Source organism: Mesorhizobium sp. L-8-3, assembly GCF_016756615.1.
Taxonomy (GTDB): Bacteria; Pseudomonadota; Alphaproteobacteria; order Rhizobiales; family Rhizobiaceae.
In genome coordinates this window covers 8,241,750-8,255,542 of sequence record NZ_AP023262.1, presented here as the reverse complement: position 1 = coordinate 8,255,542, position 13,793 = coordinate 8,241,750, and the positions used below count along the sequence as shown (strand labels likewise).

At 64.9% G+C, this 13,793-nt stretch carries 13 protein-coding genes and 1 pseudogene; 2 read left to right on the top strand and 12 right to left on the bottom strand.

Annotated elements, in window-relative coordinates; genetic code table 11:
* The first annotated feature begins 54 nt into the window (after positions 1-54).
* Both JN302_RS37870 and JN302_RS37865 read left to right on the top strand, forming a co-directional pair.
* Positions 55-711, top strand: coding sequence for an acyl-homoserine-lactone synthase (locus JN302_RS37870; protein ID WP_202331045.1), 657 nt, complete (start codon positions 55-57; stop codon positions 709-711).
* A 164-nt stretch (positions 712-875) separates the two neighbouring features.
* Positions 876-1,799, top strand: coding sequence for a LysR family transcriptional regulator (locus JN302_RS37865; protein ID WP_202331044.1), 924 nt, complete (start codon positions 876-878; stop codon positions 1,797-1,799).
* On the opposite strand, the gene JN302_RS37860 is transcribed toward JN302_RS37865, so the two are convergent.
* From JN302_RS37860 to JN302_RS37805, 12 genes and pseudogenes are all read right to left on the bottom strand, one after another.
* Positions 1,796-2,023: a DUF2274 domain-containing protein gene (locus JN302_RS37860; RefSeq protein ID WP_202331043.1), complete on the bottom strand. Its 228-nt coding sequence runs from the start codon at positions 2,021-2,023 to the stop codon at positions 1,796-1,798. The two genes, JN302_RS37865 and JN302_RS37860, sit on opposite strands and share 4 nt — an antisense overlap.
* The gene (locus tag JN302_RS37855; protein ID WP_202331042.1) at positions 2,020-3,195 is read right to left on the bottom strand and encodes a TrbI/VirB10 family protein; all 1,176 of its coding nucleotides are present in this window, start codon (positions 3,193-3,195) and stop codon (positions 2,020-2,022) included. The genes JN302_RS37860 and JN302_RS37855 overlap by 4 nt, the downstream gene beginning before the upstream one ends.
* On the bottom strand, positions 3,192-4,181 hold the full coding sequence (trbG, locus tag JN302_RS37850) for a P-type conjugative transfer protein TrbG (protein WP_202331041.1): 990 nt from the start codon (positions 4,179-4,181) through the stop codon (positions 3,192-3,194). The genes JN302_RS37855 and trbG overlap by 4 nt, the downstream gene beginning before the upstream one ends.
* Positions 4,178-4,867, bottom strand: a complete 690-nt coding sequence (gene trbF, locus JN302_RS37845; protein WP_202331040.1) for a conjugal transfer protein TrbF — start codon at positions 4,865-4,867, stop codon at positions 4,178-4,180. Before trbF ends, trbG begins: the two co-directional genes overlap by 4 nt.
* A complete protein-coding gene (trbL, locus tag JN302_RS37840) occupies positions 4,864-6,219 on the bottom strand; it encodes a P-type conjugative transfer protein TrbL (protein WP_202331039.1) in 1,356 nt (451 codons plus the stop codon). Before trbL ends, trbF begins: the two co-directional genes overlap by 4 nt.
* A gap of 2 nt (positions 6,220-6,221) precedes the next feature.
* Complete coding sequence (gene trbK-alt / locus JN302_RS37835; protein ID WP_202331038.1) at positions 6,222-6,488, bottom strand: putative entry exclusion protein TrbK-alt; 267 nt, start codon at positions 6,486-6,488, stop codon at positions 6,222-6,224.
* Positions 6,489-6,508: 20 nt separating this feature from the next.
* Positions 6,509-7,288 carry a P-type conjugative transfer protein TrbJ gene (gene trbJ, locus JN302_RS37830; RefSeq protein WP_202331037.1) on the bottom strand — a complete coding sequence of 260 codons (780 nt, stop codon included), beginning with the start codon at positions 7,286-7,288 and terminating at the stop codon, positions 6,509-6,511.
* On the bottom strand, positions 7,285-9,759 hold the full coding sequence (gene trbE / locus JN302_RS37825; protein ID WP_202331036.1) for a conjugal transfer protein TrbE: 2,475 nt from the start codon (positions 9,757-9,759) through the stop codon (positions 7,285-7,287). The genes trbJ and trbE overlap by 4 nt, the downstream gene beginning before the upstream one ends.
* An 8-nt stretch (positions 9,760-9,767) precedes the next feature.
* A complete protein-coding gene (locus tag JN302_RS37820) occupies positions 9,768-10,028 on the bottom strand; it encodes a VirB3 family type IV secretion system protein (RefSeq protein WP_202331035.1) in 261 nt (86 codons plus the stop codon).
* Positions 10,028-10,357: a TrbC/VirB2 family protein gene (locus JN302_RS37815; RefSeq protein ID WP_202331034.1), complete on the bottom strand. Its 330-nt coding sequence runs from the start codon at positions 10,355-10,357 to the stop codon at positions 10,028-10,030. The genes JN302_RS37820 and JN302_RS37815 overlap by 1 nt, the downstream gene beginning before the upstream one ends.
* Positions 10,354-11,295: a P-type conjugative transfer ATPase TrbB gene (gene trbB, locus JN302_RS37810; protein ID WP_446720778.1), complete on the bottom strand. Its 942-nt coding sequence runs from the start codon at positions 11,293-11,295 to the stop codon at positions 10,354-10,356. Before trbB ends, JN302_RS37815 begins: the two co-directional genes overlap by 4 nt.
* 391 nt (positions 11,296-11,686) lie before the next feature.
* Positions 11,687-13,662 (bottom strand): annotated as a pseudogene (locus tag JN302_RS37805) (phospholipase D-like domain-containing protein).
* Positions 13,663-13,793 lie beyond the last annotated feature (131 nt).

Genomic DNA, 13,793 nt, shown 5'->3' with positions numbered 1-13,793 from the left:
CTCGCGAAGGTCTAGGTGCTTCTGCGTTTTCAACAGAACGCATGGGGCGACACCATGATCATCACCATCGAAGGCGTGGATCGCGACAGCCATCCTACCGTGATTGACGCAATGTTTCGGATGCGAGCGGCCGTTTTCGCCGCCCGGCTTGAATGGGATGTCACCGTAACCAATGGCTGGGAAATTGACCGCTTCGACGCCGAAGACCCGCTTTACCTGCTCTCCGTCGACGAGCAGACCGGCGCGCTCCAAGGCGCGGTCCGGCTGTTGCCCACCACCGGACCCAACATGCTGCGCGACGTCTTCGCGACCCTCGTTCCGGGTGGCGCGCCAGAGAGCCCATTGATCTGGGAAAGCTCGCGCTTCGCCATCAACCCAGCACTGGTGGTCGGTCATACGCGTCAGGACGCTAATCAAGTCGTCAACACCACGACGGTTGAGTTGCTGTGCGGGCTGGTGGAAGCAGCGCAACTTGCCGGTGTCGAGCATATCGTCTCGGTTTTCGACGCCCGAATGGCTCGGATTTTCAGAGCCGTCGATTGCCCATACGAAATCATCGGTGCACCAACGCGCATCGACAAGACCATGACTTACGCGGGCTTGTTCGAGATTTCCGATGCTATGCGCCATCGCCTGGGCGACAAGGCCGGGCTGCACGAACCTGTCCTGTCACAACACCGGTTTCAGTCTGAGGCAGCAAGACGCGCGTGATGCGATCGCAGCGCTCCCTGGCTTCACCATCCTAGGGAGCGCAGGTCGGGCGGGGCGCGACCAAAGAGTCAGAGTACGGTCGTTGGCGCCCGAGCCTGATCAGCCGGCAGATGGGATTCCGTGAACGGCCTGATCGCACAGCGGCACCGCTGAGGGGTTATTGGATGCCTGAACTTCATGTTGATTTCCGATTATTCCGCTATGCCATGGCGTCGGCAGAACACGGAAGCTTTCGGCGCGCCGCGGCCGCGCTCAACATTCAGCAGTCTACGGTTAGCAGAGGCGTGCGGAGCCTTGAGCATCGCGTCGGTGCGGAACTTTTCGAGCGAGGCCATGCGGGCATACAGCCCACAACGGCCGGGGTCAGGTTCCTCGAAGAGGCCAGCCAGGGTTTCGATCATTTGCAGCGCGCGATGCAGCGAATAGGAGGCCTCCAGCGCGGCGAGCACGGCCACCTTACCGTAGGCGTTAGTGTACCCCTCGTGCTGCTGGGTCGTTGGTTTGAGCGGTTCCGCGCCGAGTACGGAGGGGTCTCAGTCGAGATCGTGGAGAGCACCTCCAGCGCCAGCTGGACGCTGGTTCATCAGCGAAAGGTGGATGTGGCGTTCGTGGCGAAAAGCCGGGCTCATGAACCGACGATTCCATCACTGCATCTGTGGGACGAGCGTTTAGTTGCGGTGCTTCCTCAGTCTCACCGCCTTGGGCGCCAACGCAGATTGAGCTTCCAAGATCTGCAATCCGAGCGCTTCATACTTGGTGGGGGAGGATTGGGTCCTGACCTGGAGGAGTACCTCGTCACGCGGATGGCAAGGTGGAACGTCAAACCGAAGGTGCATATACATAGCGTCTGTCAATGCAACCTCATCAACATGGTCGCGATGGGGTTTGGCGTGACGCTTGCGATCGGCCGGCCGCCGGGTGCCAGTAGCGACGGAGTGGCGCTCGTCCCTCTCACGGGCAGGAACGTCATGTCGCTTCAAGCAATCTGGATGGAGACGAATCCTAACCCCGCGCTCAAGAGACTGCTTGAGCACCTCCGTGGCTTTGGGTCGGCTCGATCTGGAGAGCGGGCCGCGGGAGATGGCTAAGAACTGCCCGGCACCTTGCGCGACCGTGCGAAACCTCGGTCCGTGGCAATGAAGCGTTCCAGCATCGGTGCGATCAACCGGATCGGATCACCAATGGCCCGCCCCGTCTCGCGAGAGAGCGCCTCGGAATAGGCCACCAAGTCGCGATGCAGAGCGGCCGGCAGCTCCAGCGTGACCTTGACGGGCTTGTCGTCGGGAATCGCACCGAGCTTGAGTTTGGTCACTGCGCTGCTCCATAGGGTTTGAGGACGAGATCGCGCGTGACGATCACCCTTACGGGGAAGCCAGGGCGGATCGTCAATGTCGGTGCGACCTGCAGTTGGCGCTGGACGATCTGCTGGCCGGCGTCGTTGATGGTGTCCTGGGACCCACTGCGGATCGCATGGATGAGGCGGTTGTCGTCATCCATCGTCAGTTCCGCACCGACGGCGAGCAGCGTCGAGAGACCCGCGGCCTTCATCAGGTCCCACCAATGATAGTCGACGCCATCTTCCAGACCGGCATAGCCTGCCGTGTCCGCACCGGGCTGGCGCTCGAGAACGATGGAGCGACCGTTCGGGAAGATGAGCCGGTTCCAGACCAGCAAGACGCGGCGTTGGCCAAAACCGACACCATTGTCGTACTCGCCGATGATGCGGGTGCCCTGCGGGATGAGCAGTATGCTTCCAGTTGGGCTGTCATAGATGTGCTGGGTGACCTGGGCGGTGATCTGACCGGGAAGGTCGGAGCGGATGCCGGTGATGAGCGCGGCCGGTATTACTGAACCGGCCTGCAGCACGAAGGGCGAGGCGGGCGATGCCACGCGATCCGGCGCGACCGTGCGGCGGTCGACCTCGGCATCAAGGAAGGCCTGATGCCGATCTTCCGAGCCAGCGCCGTTGAGGTTCGGCACCCAACTGCCCGGCACGGATCGAATGCCCGGTGCGTCGGAGGCAACAGCGGAACTTGTCTGAAAGAAGATCTTGCTCGTGCGTGCCGCCTCCATTTCGGCGAGGCGACGCTGTTCTTCAGGATCGGGTTGCACCGGCATGATCTCGGCAGGAACGTCGCGGCCCTCCTCACGGGCGCGCACAATCGGTCCGCCGAGATCGCCGGGAAGCGGCGGCCCGAGTTGTGGAATGCCGCTGTAGTCGTCTGGCAGTCCCTGCAGACCATCGGCCGTCTGCCGGCGGTCAGTGGTGAAGAGCTCTTTCTGGTTCGGCTGCCGATCGGTGCTCTGGAGCGCGTAGATCAATGCGCCGCCAATACCGAGGCCGACAACCACCCCGAGACCGGCCAACACCCGGCGGGAGATGCGCGTGACGCGTGGCGGCTCAGAGCGCAGGCGCATGGCGCCTGCCTTCTCAGGTGTGTGCGCGCCGATGTCCCTCTCGGTCCCGGTGTTGGTCTCGCTCATGTCGCGGGCCTCCCATCAGTGCGCACGATCCTGACGGTCTGCTGCTGCTTGCCGCTGCCGAGGCGCAACTCGGCTGCGCCGAAGAGGCGATCCACGATCAGGATGTTCTGGTAGATGCGGCTGTTGACGATTTCGGGCTCGCCGTTCGAGCCGATGACGAAGATCGGCGGCATTTCGCCTTGGACGATGCCGCGCGGGAACTCGACATAGACACGGCGTCCGTCGTCATAGACTGAGACGGGCCGCCAGGGCGGGGCGTCGCCGGTCAGGCCATAGCGGTGGTTGCGCGCCGCCTGCACCGGTATCACGGGCGTGGCCGGGATGTTGGACCGCTGCGAAGCGACTTGAGGGTAGGCCCAGGCAACGGCCGGCATGTAGGGGCTCTCGCCGGACCGCAACTCCATGAGGTAGGTGCGGCGATCCGTGGTGATGACGAGGTTGGTAGTGATGTCGGTGCGGGTCGGCTTGACCAGCACATGGACGCGCCTTGTGGCGCCGCTGCCGCTCTCGGTGTCGCCGATGATCCAGCGGGCAGTGTCGCCGGCGGCGATTGGCCCGGCGCCAGTCAGGCTCTCCCCGGGCTCGAGCGCGATAACGGTGATCTGTCCAGGCGCGGCGTAGACCTGATAGAGCGCGCCTTCGCTCCACGGGTACATCTGGATGGCGTTGAAGTAGCCGTCCTTCCGAGGTTCGACCCGCGCCGCGACATTGGCGTTCTCGACGCGGCCAGTTGGGGTGCTCGCGGGATCACCGCCCTTGGACGGCGTCCAGGAGGGCGGCACGAGGATCGGCCGTGGCGTCGCTTCGCCGGTGCTGACCGCGACCGCCGGCAGCGGCGGGACATGAGCGTCATAGCTGATCTGCGGCGGCTTCGGCGCGGTGGCGCAGGACGCGAGCGTCACGGTCGACAGCACCAGGATGCCAAGCGTGGAAGCGGAATTACGGAACACCGGACTATCGGGTTTGTGGATCGTCGGTCTGGTCATTGCCCCAGCTCCTTTGACCAGTTGATGGCATTGACGAAGACACCCAGCGGGTTGCGGCGAAGGCGCTCGGCGTCGCGCGGCTGCTCGATGACGATCGTGAGAATGGCGGTCCAGCGTTCGGTGCCGGCGAGTTGTCCGTTCTCGTAGCGGCGCTCCGTCCAGGCGACGCGGAACGAGTCCGGCGAAGCGCGGATGACACTCGAAACCTCAACCGCGACCTGCTGCCGTCCGACACGCGTGAACGGGTCGGCTGAGCGGGCATAGTCGTTGAGAGCGGTGGCGCCGCGATCGGTGGTGAATTCGTAGGCGCGCAGCCAGTTCTGACGGACGACGATGGGATCGGCCGGCAGGCTGCGAACCTGTTCGATGAACCGAGCGAGATGAAATGCGATCTGCGGATCGGTGGGCTGGTAGTCCGCAGTCGCTGGCTCGACGGCGCGCGCCTCGCCGGTGCGCTCGACCTCGACCACCCAGGGCACGACGGTGCCGCGTGCCGACTGCCAGACAAGAGCGCTGGCGAAGCCGGCGGAGAGGATGAGGCAGCCGAAAGCCATCAGGCGCCAGTTTTTCGCCTGGACACGGGCCGAGCCGATGCGCTCGTCCCAGACCTGCGCGGCGCGCTGGTACGGTGTCTCGGGTTCGGGGGATTTGCCGTAATGCGTCGATGCGCGCTTGAAGAACGTCATGGATTGTCTCTCTCGGAAAGGCTGACGGAGGCGCCTCCGCTATGGTTGTCGCCGGAGCGCACGGCGTGGGCGGCGGCCATTGCGCCGTGGCTCATGGTGCCGCTGTGACGCATCCGGCGGGCCCAGGCGGGTGGCGTGTCGGGGGTGCCGGGACCGGCCGGCTGGGCAGGCGTGCCGCCGACGGTGCCCATCGAGGATGAGCCGCCCGTGGCGGCGAAGGCGGACCGACTACCTTCATCGAAGGAGGAACTGAGACTGTCGGAGACACGCGACGCGGCGCGCTTGAGCGGGGACGCCGCTGCGCCTTCCGCAGCGCGCGCAACGCCACCGAGCCCGGCAGCGACCCCGGCAGGTCCCGTCTCCCCCACCGTGGCCAGCGAATAGGCCGTGGACGCGCCGCCCGCGAGCGCGGCGCCACCACGGGCACTGGCCGCCCCTGCGGAGATCGCCGCTCGCCCACCCCTCGCGGCCAGCATCGCCGAGCCGCCGGCCGCGACGGCCGCGCCCCCTGCCGCAAGGCCGGTTCCCACGACTGCGCCGGCGCCGAGTTGGGGGCCGCCCGAGACGATGCCATTGGCGATGCCGGGGCCGAAGATGCCGAGGCCGAGGAGCGACAATGCAGCCAGCACAATGGCCATCGCATCGTCGATCGTTGGCTGCTCGCCGCCAAAGCCGGCAGTGAATTCGCCGAACAACGTTGAGCCGATGCCGATGATAACGGCGAGCACCAGGATCTTGATGCCCGAGGAGATGACATTCCCCAGGACGCGCTCGGCCATGAAGGCCGACTGGCTGAAGAGGCCGAAGGGGATGAGCACAAACCCGGCAAGGGTCGTCAGCTTGAACTCGATCAGCGTGACGAAGAGCTGCACGCTGAGGATGAAGAAGGCGAGGAGCACCAGCACCCACGCGATCAGCAGGCAGATGATCTGCAGGAAATTCTCGAAGAAGGCCCAGTAGCCGGAGAGTTCGGCGATTGCCTCAAGCAGCGGCCGACCGGCGTCGAGCCCGGTCTGCGCGACGCGCCCGGGCCGCATCAGGTCCTCGACCGAGAAGCCGGTGCCCGAGGCCATCAGACCAAGGCCGGCGAAGGAGTCGAAGACGATGCGCGCGAGGCTGTTCCAGTTGCCGATCAGGTAGGCGAAGATGCCGACGAAGATGGTCTTCTTGACGAGGCGCGCGATGATGTCCTCGTCGGCGCCCCAGGCCCAGAACAGCGCCGCCAGCGTGATGTCGATGACGATCAGCGTCGAAGCGATGAAGCTGACTTCACCACCCAGCAGGCCAAAGCCGCTGTCGATGTAGGAGGTGAAAACCTCCAGGAACCGATCGATTACGCCTGTGCCTTCCATGACTATTGCGCTCCCGCCGGTGAGAGGAAGCGGCGGCGGTTCTCGTCCCATGTGTCGAGGCAACCAGCATCGCGCGTCGCCGCCTCGCCCAACTGCTGGCAGCGCTTCAGCGCATCGCCCAGCGCGGACGGCCGAACTGCCTCGGCGCCGGCTGTAGCAGGAGGGATCGCGGCCGAAAGATCCTCGCGCGCCCGGTGGATCGCCTCGGCGGTCATGGCCAAGGCGAGCACGATGATCAGCGCAATGCGGGCGAGCATCTTGCCGTGCATGGATCGCCCTCTCGTTGCTGTCAGTTGCTGCCCGGGAACATCCTGGCGTCGCCGGGCTGGTAGCCGGCGCCGGGTTCGAGGAACCGGCGACGCTGTTCGCGACCCTGCTTGGCAGCGGCCGCCTGCTCGGCAGCGGAGAGCGCGTCGGCTCGGCCGTTGGCAGCGAGCATGGCCGTGAGGTCGGCGAGTTGCTGGGCCTGAAGGGCGAGAATCTGATTGCCCGCCTGGGTCGCCTGCAGCGCGCCGGTCGCACCCTGGCTTTCCCCGACGAGAGCTGACAGTTCCGCGCGCTGAGTCTCGATGTTGCCGACGACGCCGGCCTGAACGCGCATCGCATCCTGGAGCGCGCCGACGGTGTTGCGCCAGCGCTTGCGAGCGAGATCTATGAGTTCCTGGTCGGAGGCGGAGAGGTCCATGTCGGCGTATTGCTGCGAGAAGATCTGGTCGATCTGCTGGACGTCGAAGGCGATGCGCTGGGCTTCGCCCAGCAGCTGCTGGGTGCGCTGGACGGATTCCTGAATCTGCTGGAGCGACGAATACGGCAGGCTCGCGAGATTGCGCGCCTGGTTGATCAGCATCTGAGCTTCGTTCTGGAGGCTCTGGATCTGATTGTTGATCTGTTCGAGCGCCCGAGCCGCCTGCAGCACGTTCTCGGCGTAGTTGGACGGGTCGAACACGATGTCGCCGAAGCCGAACAGGGCATGGGCAGGTGTGACGGCGAGAGGCGACAAGGTCACCGGCAACGTCAGCATGGTGGTGACGAACAGGATGTGACGGATGCGCGAGCGGGAACGGGTCATGGGAGCATCTCCTCAGTGGGTTGATCGAGCGCCGCCGTCGGTGCGGCGAGATTGGTGAGGTTGGGGATGAGGTCGGCAGCCCAATCGAGCTCGTGAGCGCGCAGCCAGGCGTCGAGGAAGCCGTCGCGCCCATGCTCGGCCAGCACCTCTTCGATTAAGGCGTGATCCGACTTTGCCGACGCCGCGCACAGGGTTCGCGCGACATCGCCGAGACCGATCTCGAACAGGCGGTTGCCGCGGCGGGATTGCGCGTAGTAGTCGCGCTTGGGCATGGCCCGGGCGATGATCTCGATCTGCCGGTCGTTGAGACCGAAGCGCTGATAGATTGCTGTGAGTTGAGGCTCGATCGCGCGATCGTTGGGCAACAGGATGCGGGAGTGGCAGGAGTCGATGATCTCGGCCGCGATCGTGCTCTTTTCGAGCTGGGCCAGCGACTGGGTCGCGAAGATCACGCTGGCGTTCTTCTTGCGCAGCGTGACCAGCCACTGGGCGAGTTGGCTGGCAAAGCCAGGATCGCTGAGCGCCAGCCAGCCCTCGTCGACGATGACGAGGGTCGGCCTTCCATCGAGCCGCCCAGCGATACGGTGGAAGAGGTAGGCGAGCGTGGCCGGCGCGGCGCCGGTGCCGAGCAACCCCTCGGTCTCGAACACCAGGACAGACGCCGAGCCGAGGGTTTCTGCCTCGGCGTCGAGCAGCCGCCCATACGGCCCACCGACACAATAGGGTTCGAGCGCGCGCTTCAGATCATTGGACTGAAGAAGCACCGTAAGCCCTGTGACCGTGCGTTCCGCAACGGGGGCCGAAGCGAGGGAAGTGAGCGCCGTCCAGATGTGCTCCTTGACGTCCGGCATAATCAGCACACCCTCGCGGGCGAGGATGGCGACGAGCCAGTCGGCGGCCCAGGCGCGTTCCCGCGTGTGCTCGATGCCGGCAAAGGGCTGGAGCGAGACCGAGGTCTCGGTGCCTTCGGTGAGTTCACCGCCGAGGTCGTGCCAGTCACCGCCCATGCTCAGCACGGCGGTGCGGATCGAACCGCCGAAGTCGAAGGCGAAGACCTGGGAGCTTTCGTAGCGGCGGAACTGCAGGGCCATCAGCGCTAGCAGCACCGACTTGCCCGCGCCGGTCGGTCCGACGACCAGGGTGTGGCCGACGTCGCCAACGTGAAGGGACAACCGGAACGGGGTCGAGCCTTCCGTCCTGCCAAAGAGCAGTGGGGGTGCTCGGAAATGCTCGTCCCGTTCCGGCCCCGCCCACACCGCTGAGAGCGGGATCATGTGGGCGAGATTCAGCGTACTGATGGGTGGCTGGCGCACATTGGCGTAGAGGTGGCCGGGCAGCGTGCCGAGCCATGCGTCAACGGCGTTGATGGTCTCCACCATGCCGGTGAAGTCGCGGCCCTGGATGACCTTCTCGATTAGCCGGAGCTTTTCGTCGGCGATGCCGGCGTCGGCGTCCCAGACGGTGGCGGTCGCCGTGACATAGGCCTCGCCGGCATAGTCGGCGCCAAGTTCCTGGAGGGCGAGATCCGCATCGGCGGCCTTGTTCGCCGCGTCCGTATCGACCAGCGCGGAGGCTTCGTTGGTCAGCACCTCCTTGACGATCGCCGCGATGGACTTGCGCTTGGCAAACCACTGGCGGCGGATGCGCGTCACCAGCCGCGTGGCATCGGTCTTGTCGAGGAGGATGGCGCGTGTCGCCCAACGGTAGGGGAAGGCGAGGCGGTTGAGTTCGTCGAGAATTCCAGGGGTTGTCGTTCCCGGAAAGCCGACAATGGTCAGAACCCGCAGATGTGTGTCGCCCAGGCGCGGCGCGAGCCCACCGGCGAGCGGCTGATCGGCGAGCAGTGCGTCGAGATACATCGGCGTCTCGGGAACGGCGACGCGGTGACGCTTCGTCGAGACCGTCGAATGCAGGTAGGTCAGCGTCTCGGGGTCATCCAGCCAGCGGCATTCGGGCATGAAGCCCTCGAGCAACGCGAGCACGCGGTCGGTGCGATCGATGAAGCCCCTGAGGATCTCCCAGGGGTTCACCCCGGTCTGCTCGCGGCCCTCGTAGAGCCAGGCTTCTGCGCGGGCGGAATCCTCGGCCGGCGGCAGATAGACAAAGGTGAGGAAGTAGCTCGACTCGAAGTGCGTTCCAGCTTCCTCGAAGTCCGCCTTGCGCTCGGCGTCGATCAGGGCAGAGGCGGCATCGGGGAATGTGCTTCGCGGATAGGTCGCGGCCTCATGCCGCTGCGCCTCGACGAAGATGCTCCAGCCCGAGCCGAGGCGGCGAAAGGCGTTGTTGAGGCGCCCGGCAACACCGACCAGTTCGGCCGGAACCGAACTGTCGAGGTCGGGTCCGCGGAATTTTGCCGAGCGCTGGAAACTGCCGTCCTTGTTGAGGACGACTCCCTGGCCGACGAGGGCTGCCCATGGGAGGTAGTCCGCGAGGCGGGCGCCGGTGCGGCGATATTCTGCGAGGTTCATCATCGCGCGCCTCACAATCCGAGATGCGCGGGGATGCGCAGGTGCCGGCGCACGACCTCGACAAAGAGCGGATCGCGCCGGGCCGCCCAGACGGCGGCCAAATGGCCGATCGCCCAGAGCACGATCCCGACGACCCAGAGCCGGAGGCCGAGGCCGAGCGCGGCGGCCAATGTGCCGTTAAGGATCGCGACCGAGCGCGGGGCGCCGCCGAGCAGGATCGGCTCGGTCAGAGCCCGACGGACGGGCGCTGAGAAACCCGGAACCTCTTCCATCAGATGACGGCCCCGCCGCCGAAGCTGAAGAAGGAAAGGAAGAAGGAACTGGCCGCGAAGGCGATCGAGAGACCGAAGACGATCTGGACCAGTCGCCTGAAGCCGCCCGAGGTATCGCCGAAGGCGAGCGTCAGCCCGGTGACGATGATGATGATCACCGCGATGATTTTGGCGACAGGCCCTTCGATCGATTCGAGGATCTGCTGCAGCGGCTCCTCCCACGGCATGGAGGATCCGGCCGCATATGCGGCTTTCGTCATGATGAAGGTGAGCGAGGTGGCGAGCGCGGTCGCGGCGAGGCGCGCGCGGGCGCGCAGGGTCATTGTCATTGCGTGGCTCCATTGGGTTCGGGGGCGGTGATCGTGGGGGCAAGGACGTAGTCGCCGGTCGTTCCGAGCCCGGTGACGTGGACGAGTTCGGCGAGCTGACGCGCCGACCCGCGGCCCGAGAGCACGGCGATGACGTCGATGGTCTCGGCGATGAGCGCGCGCGGCACGGTGACGACGGCTTCCTGGATGAGCTGTTCGAGCCGCCGCAGCGCACCGATGGCGGTGCCGGCGTGTATGGTCCCGATGCCGCCCGGATGGCCGGTCGACCAGGCTTTCAGCAGGTCGAGCGCCTCGGCGCCGCGCACCTCGCCGATCGGTATCCGATCGGGCCGCAGCCGAAGGGAGGAGCGTACAAGCTCGGAGAGCGAGACGACGCCATCTCGGGTGCGCAACGCCACGAGGTTGGGCGCGGCGCATTGCAGTTCGCGGGTGTCCTCGATGAGAACGATCCGATCGCCGGTTCGGGCGACCTCGGCTAGAAGGGCGTTCGTCAGCGTGGTCTTGCCGGTCGAAGTGCCGCCGGCAACGAGGATGTTCTTCCGTTCGATGACAGCCCAGCGCAATGCGTCGGCCTGCGCATCGGACATGATGCCAGCCGCCACATAGTCCGCGAGCGAGAACACCGCGACGGCGGGCTTGCGGATCGCAAAGGCGGGGGCGGCCACCACCGGCGGCAGCAGGCCCTCGAAACGCTCCCCCGTCCCGGGCAACTCCGCGGAAACGCGCGGGGCACTGCAGTGGACTTCGGCGCCGACATGGTGCGCGACGAGGCGGATGATGCGTTCGCCGTCCGTGGCCGACAGTTGCTCGCCGGTGTCGGCAAGGCCACTGGCCAGCCGGTCGATCCAGAGCCGCCCGTCGGGGTTGAGCATCACCTCGACGATCGCAGGGTCGTCCAGAAACCTGGCGACGGCCGGGCCAAGGGCGGTGCGCAGCATGCGCGTGCCGCGTTCAACCGCCACCGACTCTCTGGAAGAAACAAACACGTCGTCCCCACTCCGCTTGTAGGCCCGCACGACGAGGGCCCTGGATCGGGGATGAGTAGAAAAGGCAGGAATGGGCCGGCGGCAACAAGCCTCAAGCGGCCATCGTACCTTGGCGTGGAATTACAGGGGAACGGCGTGCCGGGTCACCGCTGGCTGCTATCAGCGGCAGAACCTGCGTGGTCTCAGCCGAATCGAAAGGTGCGGGTGTGGCGCTGGTACGGGGCTGCCAGTTCGATGCCGATGCTTGTGCTTGCGTGTTGCTGCAGGTTGGCTTGCTGAAGGGCGGACTTGGAACGAAGGAATCGGGCCTTTGAGCGATCACTTGGAGTCGACTTCGGCCTCCTCAGGCGTTCGCAAAGTACCGCATGACAGCACCTTTCCTGTGCTGAACATAACCGTCTTGCCAGCTCTCATCCCCTTCGAGGAAGCCGGACCACCCCTTCTTGCCCTGCTTCTGCCGTTCGGATTGGATCGCGCGAAAACGGTAGTGATCGTAAACGTCGAGGATGTGCACGGCATAGGCTTCCGCGAGCGCCCGATCACCGGTCACGACGACCATGTTCTCGTCATTGGAATAGCTGGCCTTGAAGCCGAGGTTGTGGCTACCCAGAACGACCGTGCAATTGGGCGATAACGGATCAATGACCAATACCTTGTCATGGATGATCGCGCCAATCATTCCGCGGGCAGCCAGCTGCTCCGCACCAAAATCCTTGAGCATGGCCCGATCGTCGATGCGGGCCGCCCTCACGATCTCCACATTGGCTTCCTTGAACGTATGTGGTGATTGGCCAGGCGTATCGTCGTTAGGATCGTCGGGGTCGTTCTTCTTCTTGGATACGTAGGCATGGCTTGAGCGCTGGAGACGGCACCCATTACGATAAGGTTTCGATCCTTGCGCCCGATGTCGATTGCCTCCCCGATGATGCAATCGTTGCCACTCTGCCCCGGATAGAAAGCGAGGAAGAGAATCGCACGCTCGGCGCGGCGCATTCGCCCATAGATGTCCGAGAGGTCCGGCGGCAATTTCTTGGTCTTCTTGCGCTGCGGCGTGTTCGGCGAGAACCACACGGTCAATTCGGCGCCGTTGCCGAGGGGAACCGTGCTCTTGGTATAGTTCGACTGGCGGAAGGCTCCGCTTTGCTGAGCGTCCTTCATCTCCGCGCCGAACGGGTCGGGGACGACCAGCGCGTCGTCCCTCATCCGCGTCCAGTAGTCGAAGAACACCGTCGCCACGGTAGGCTCCTCGATCAGCAGCGCGTTGTTGGTCTGGCCGGCGATGCCCGTCTGGGTCCAATTTGTGCTGCCTGTGAACACCGCGGCCGGGACACCACCAGTCGGAACATGCACGACGAACTTGTTGTGTCCGATGTGCGTCGAGTTGTTGAACATGCGATGCTGGATATCGACGCCCGCGTCGATTAGAGCCTGGCGCGCCTCGGCGTTGCGCCGGTCCCAGACCTTGCCCTCGGCACCGGTGTTGGCGAGGATGACGTGGATTCGATCGGAATTCGTGAGCAGCAGGTCGATGAGCTCGCGGTCCTCCAGCTCGTAGAGGCCGAGGTAGAATTCCCCCGGTCGGGAGAACAGCTCCCGTAGCAGCGGCAGCACGTCTCCGGCCAAGTATTTCCGATGCGGATCGTTGGGGTCGGAGATCTTGTCGATCAATTCGTTCGGCTCGATCACGCCGTCGCCCTCGAGCAAGACGTTGCGCAGCCATTGAGCTGCGAGGACCCCGTTGGTGAAGGTGCTGCGGAAGACGCCGCGACGCGTGGTCACGTGCACGTCGTTCGTGGCCACGACCGGGCCGAGATATCCCAGTGGTCGGGGCGTGCCCGTATAGCTGGCCACCTCGACCATCACCGGATCGCCGTTGGCGTCATGCACGGGCCTTCCGGTTTCATCCTTCTTCGCCACCCTGGCCTTGTAGGGCGTGGGATCAGGCGCGGGTTCCATACCCGGCCCGAGGTCGCCGACGGCTCGGATCTCGTAGCGGACGCGCACGTCATCGGGGCGTCGCCGAAGGCCATCACGCTTCTTGCGCAGCGTGAGGTCACGCCAAGACAGCTTCTGGATCGGCCACATGCCGCTGACATGAGGCAGCCAGTGCGGGTTGCGCTGTCCCTTGAAGCCAACCCAGGCGGCGCATGAGACGCGATCGTCGCTTCCATCGCGACGCTTGGCAACGCTTCCGTCAGGATTCAGATAGACTCGGATGACCTCGAAACCCAGGCAACCGGGAATCTTCTCGTCAATTTCCCATGCGACATAGGCTACTTCGTTGTTTGCGTATGCGTGAGCATTCGTGATCGTGGCCATGCCCCCTCCGACCGCAGCCTGATCCTCAGAATAACCCACGTTTAATTGGCAGCACAGCGTGAAATCGGACTTCGGCGCGATAGAAGACGATACGTTACTTTCTTCAATTGCGTGTGACGAATAGTCAGATT

What these genes read in the sequence shown, in the direction of transcription:
- JN302_RS37820 (WP_202331035.1), bottom strand. Translation starts at nt 10,028, where the DNA reads ATGGAAGAGGTTCCGGGTTTCTCAGCGCCCGTCCGTCGGGCTCTGACC.
- trbF (WP_202331040.1), bottom strand. Translation starts at nt 4,867, where the DNA reads ATGACGTTCTTCAAGCGCGCATCGACGCATTACGGCAAATCCCCCGAA.
- trbE (WP_202331036.1), bottom strand. Translation starts at nt 9,759, where the DNA reads ATGATGAACCTCGCAGAATATCGCCGCACCGGCGCCCGCCTCGCGGAC.
- JN302_RS37870 (WP_202331045.1), top strand. Translation starts at nt 55, where the DNA reads ATGATCATCACCATCGAAGGCGTGGATCGCGACAGCCATCCTACCGTG.
- trbK-alt (WP_202331038.1), bottom strand. Translation starts at nt 6,488, where the DNA reads ATGCACGGCAAGATGCTCGCCCGCATTGCGCTGATCATCGTGCTCGCC.
- JN302_RS37855 (WP_202331042.1), bottom strand. Translation starts at nt 3,195, where the DNA reads ATGAGCGAGACCAACACCGGGACCGAGAGGGACATCGGCGCGCACACA.
- JN302_RS37865 (WP_202331044.1), top strand. Translation starts at nt 876, where the DNA reads ATGCCTGAACTTCATGTTGATTTCCGATTATTCCGCTATGCCATGGCG.
- trbG (WP_202331041.1), bottom strand. Translation starts at nt 4,181, where the DNA reads ATGACCAGACCGACGATCCACAAACCCGATAGTCCGGTGTTCCGTAAT.
- trbL (WP_202331039.1), bottom strand. Translation starts at nt 6,219, where the DNA reads ATGGAAGGCACAGGCGTAATCGATCGGTTCCTGGAGGTTTTCACCTCC.
- JN302_RS37815 (WP_202331034.1), bottom strand. Translation starts at nt 10,357, where the DNA reads ATGACAATGACCCTGCGCGCCCGCGCGCGCCTCGCCGCGACCGCGCTC.
- trbB (WP_446720778.1), bottom strand. Translation starts at nt 11,295, where the DNA reads ATGCTGCGCACCGCCCTTGGCCCGGCCGTCGCCAGGTTTCTGGACGAC.
- trbJ (WP_202331037.1), bottom strand. Translation starts at nt 7,288, where the DNA reads ATGACCCGTTCCCGCTCGCGCATCCGTCACATCCTGTTCGTCACCACC.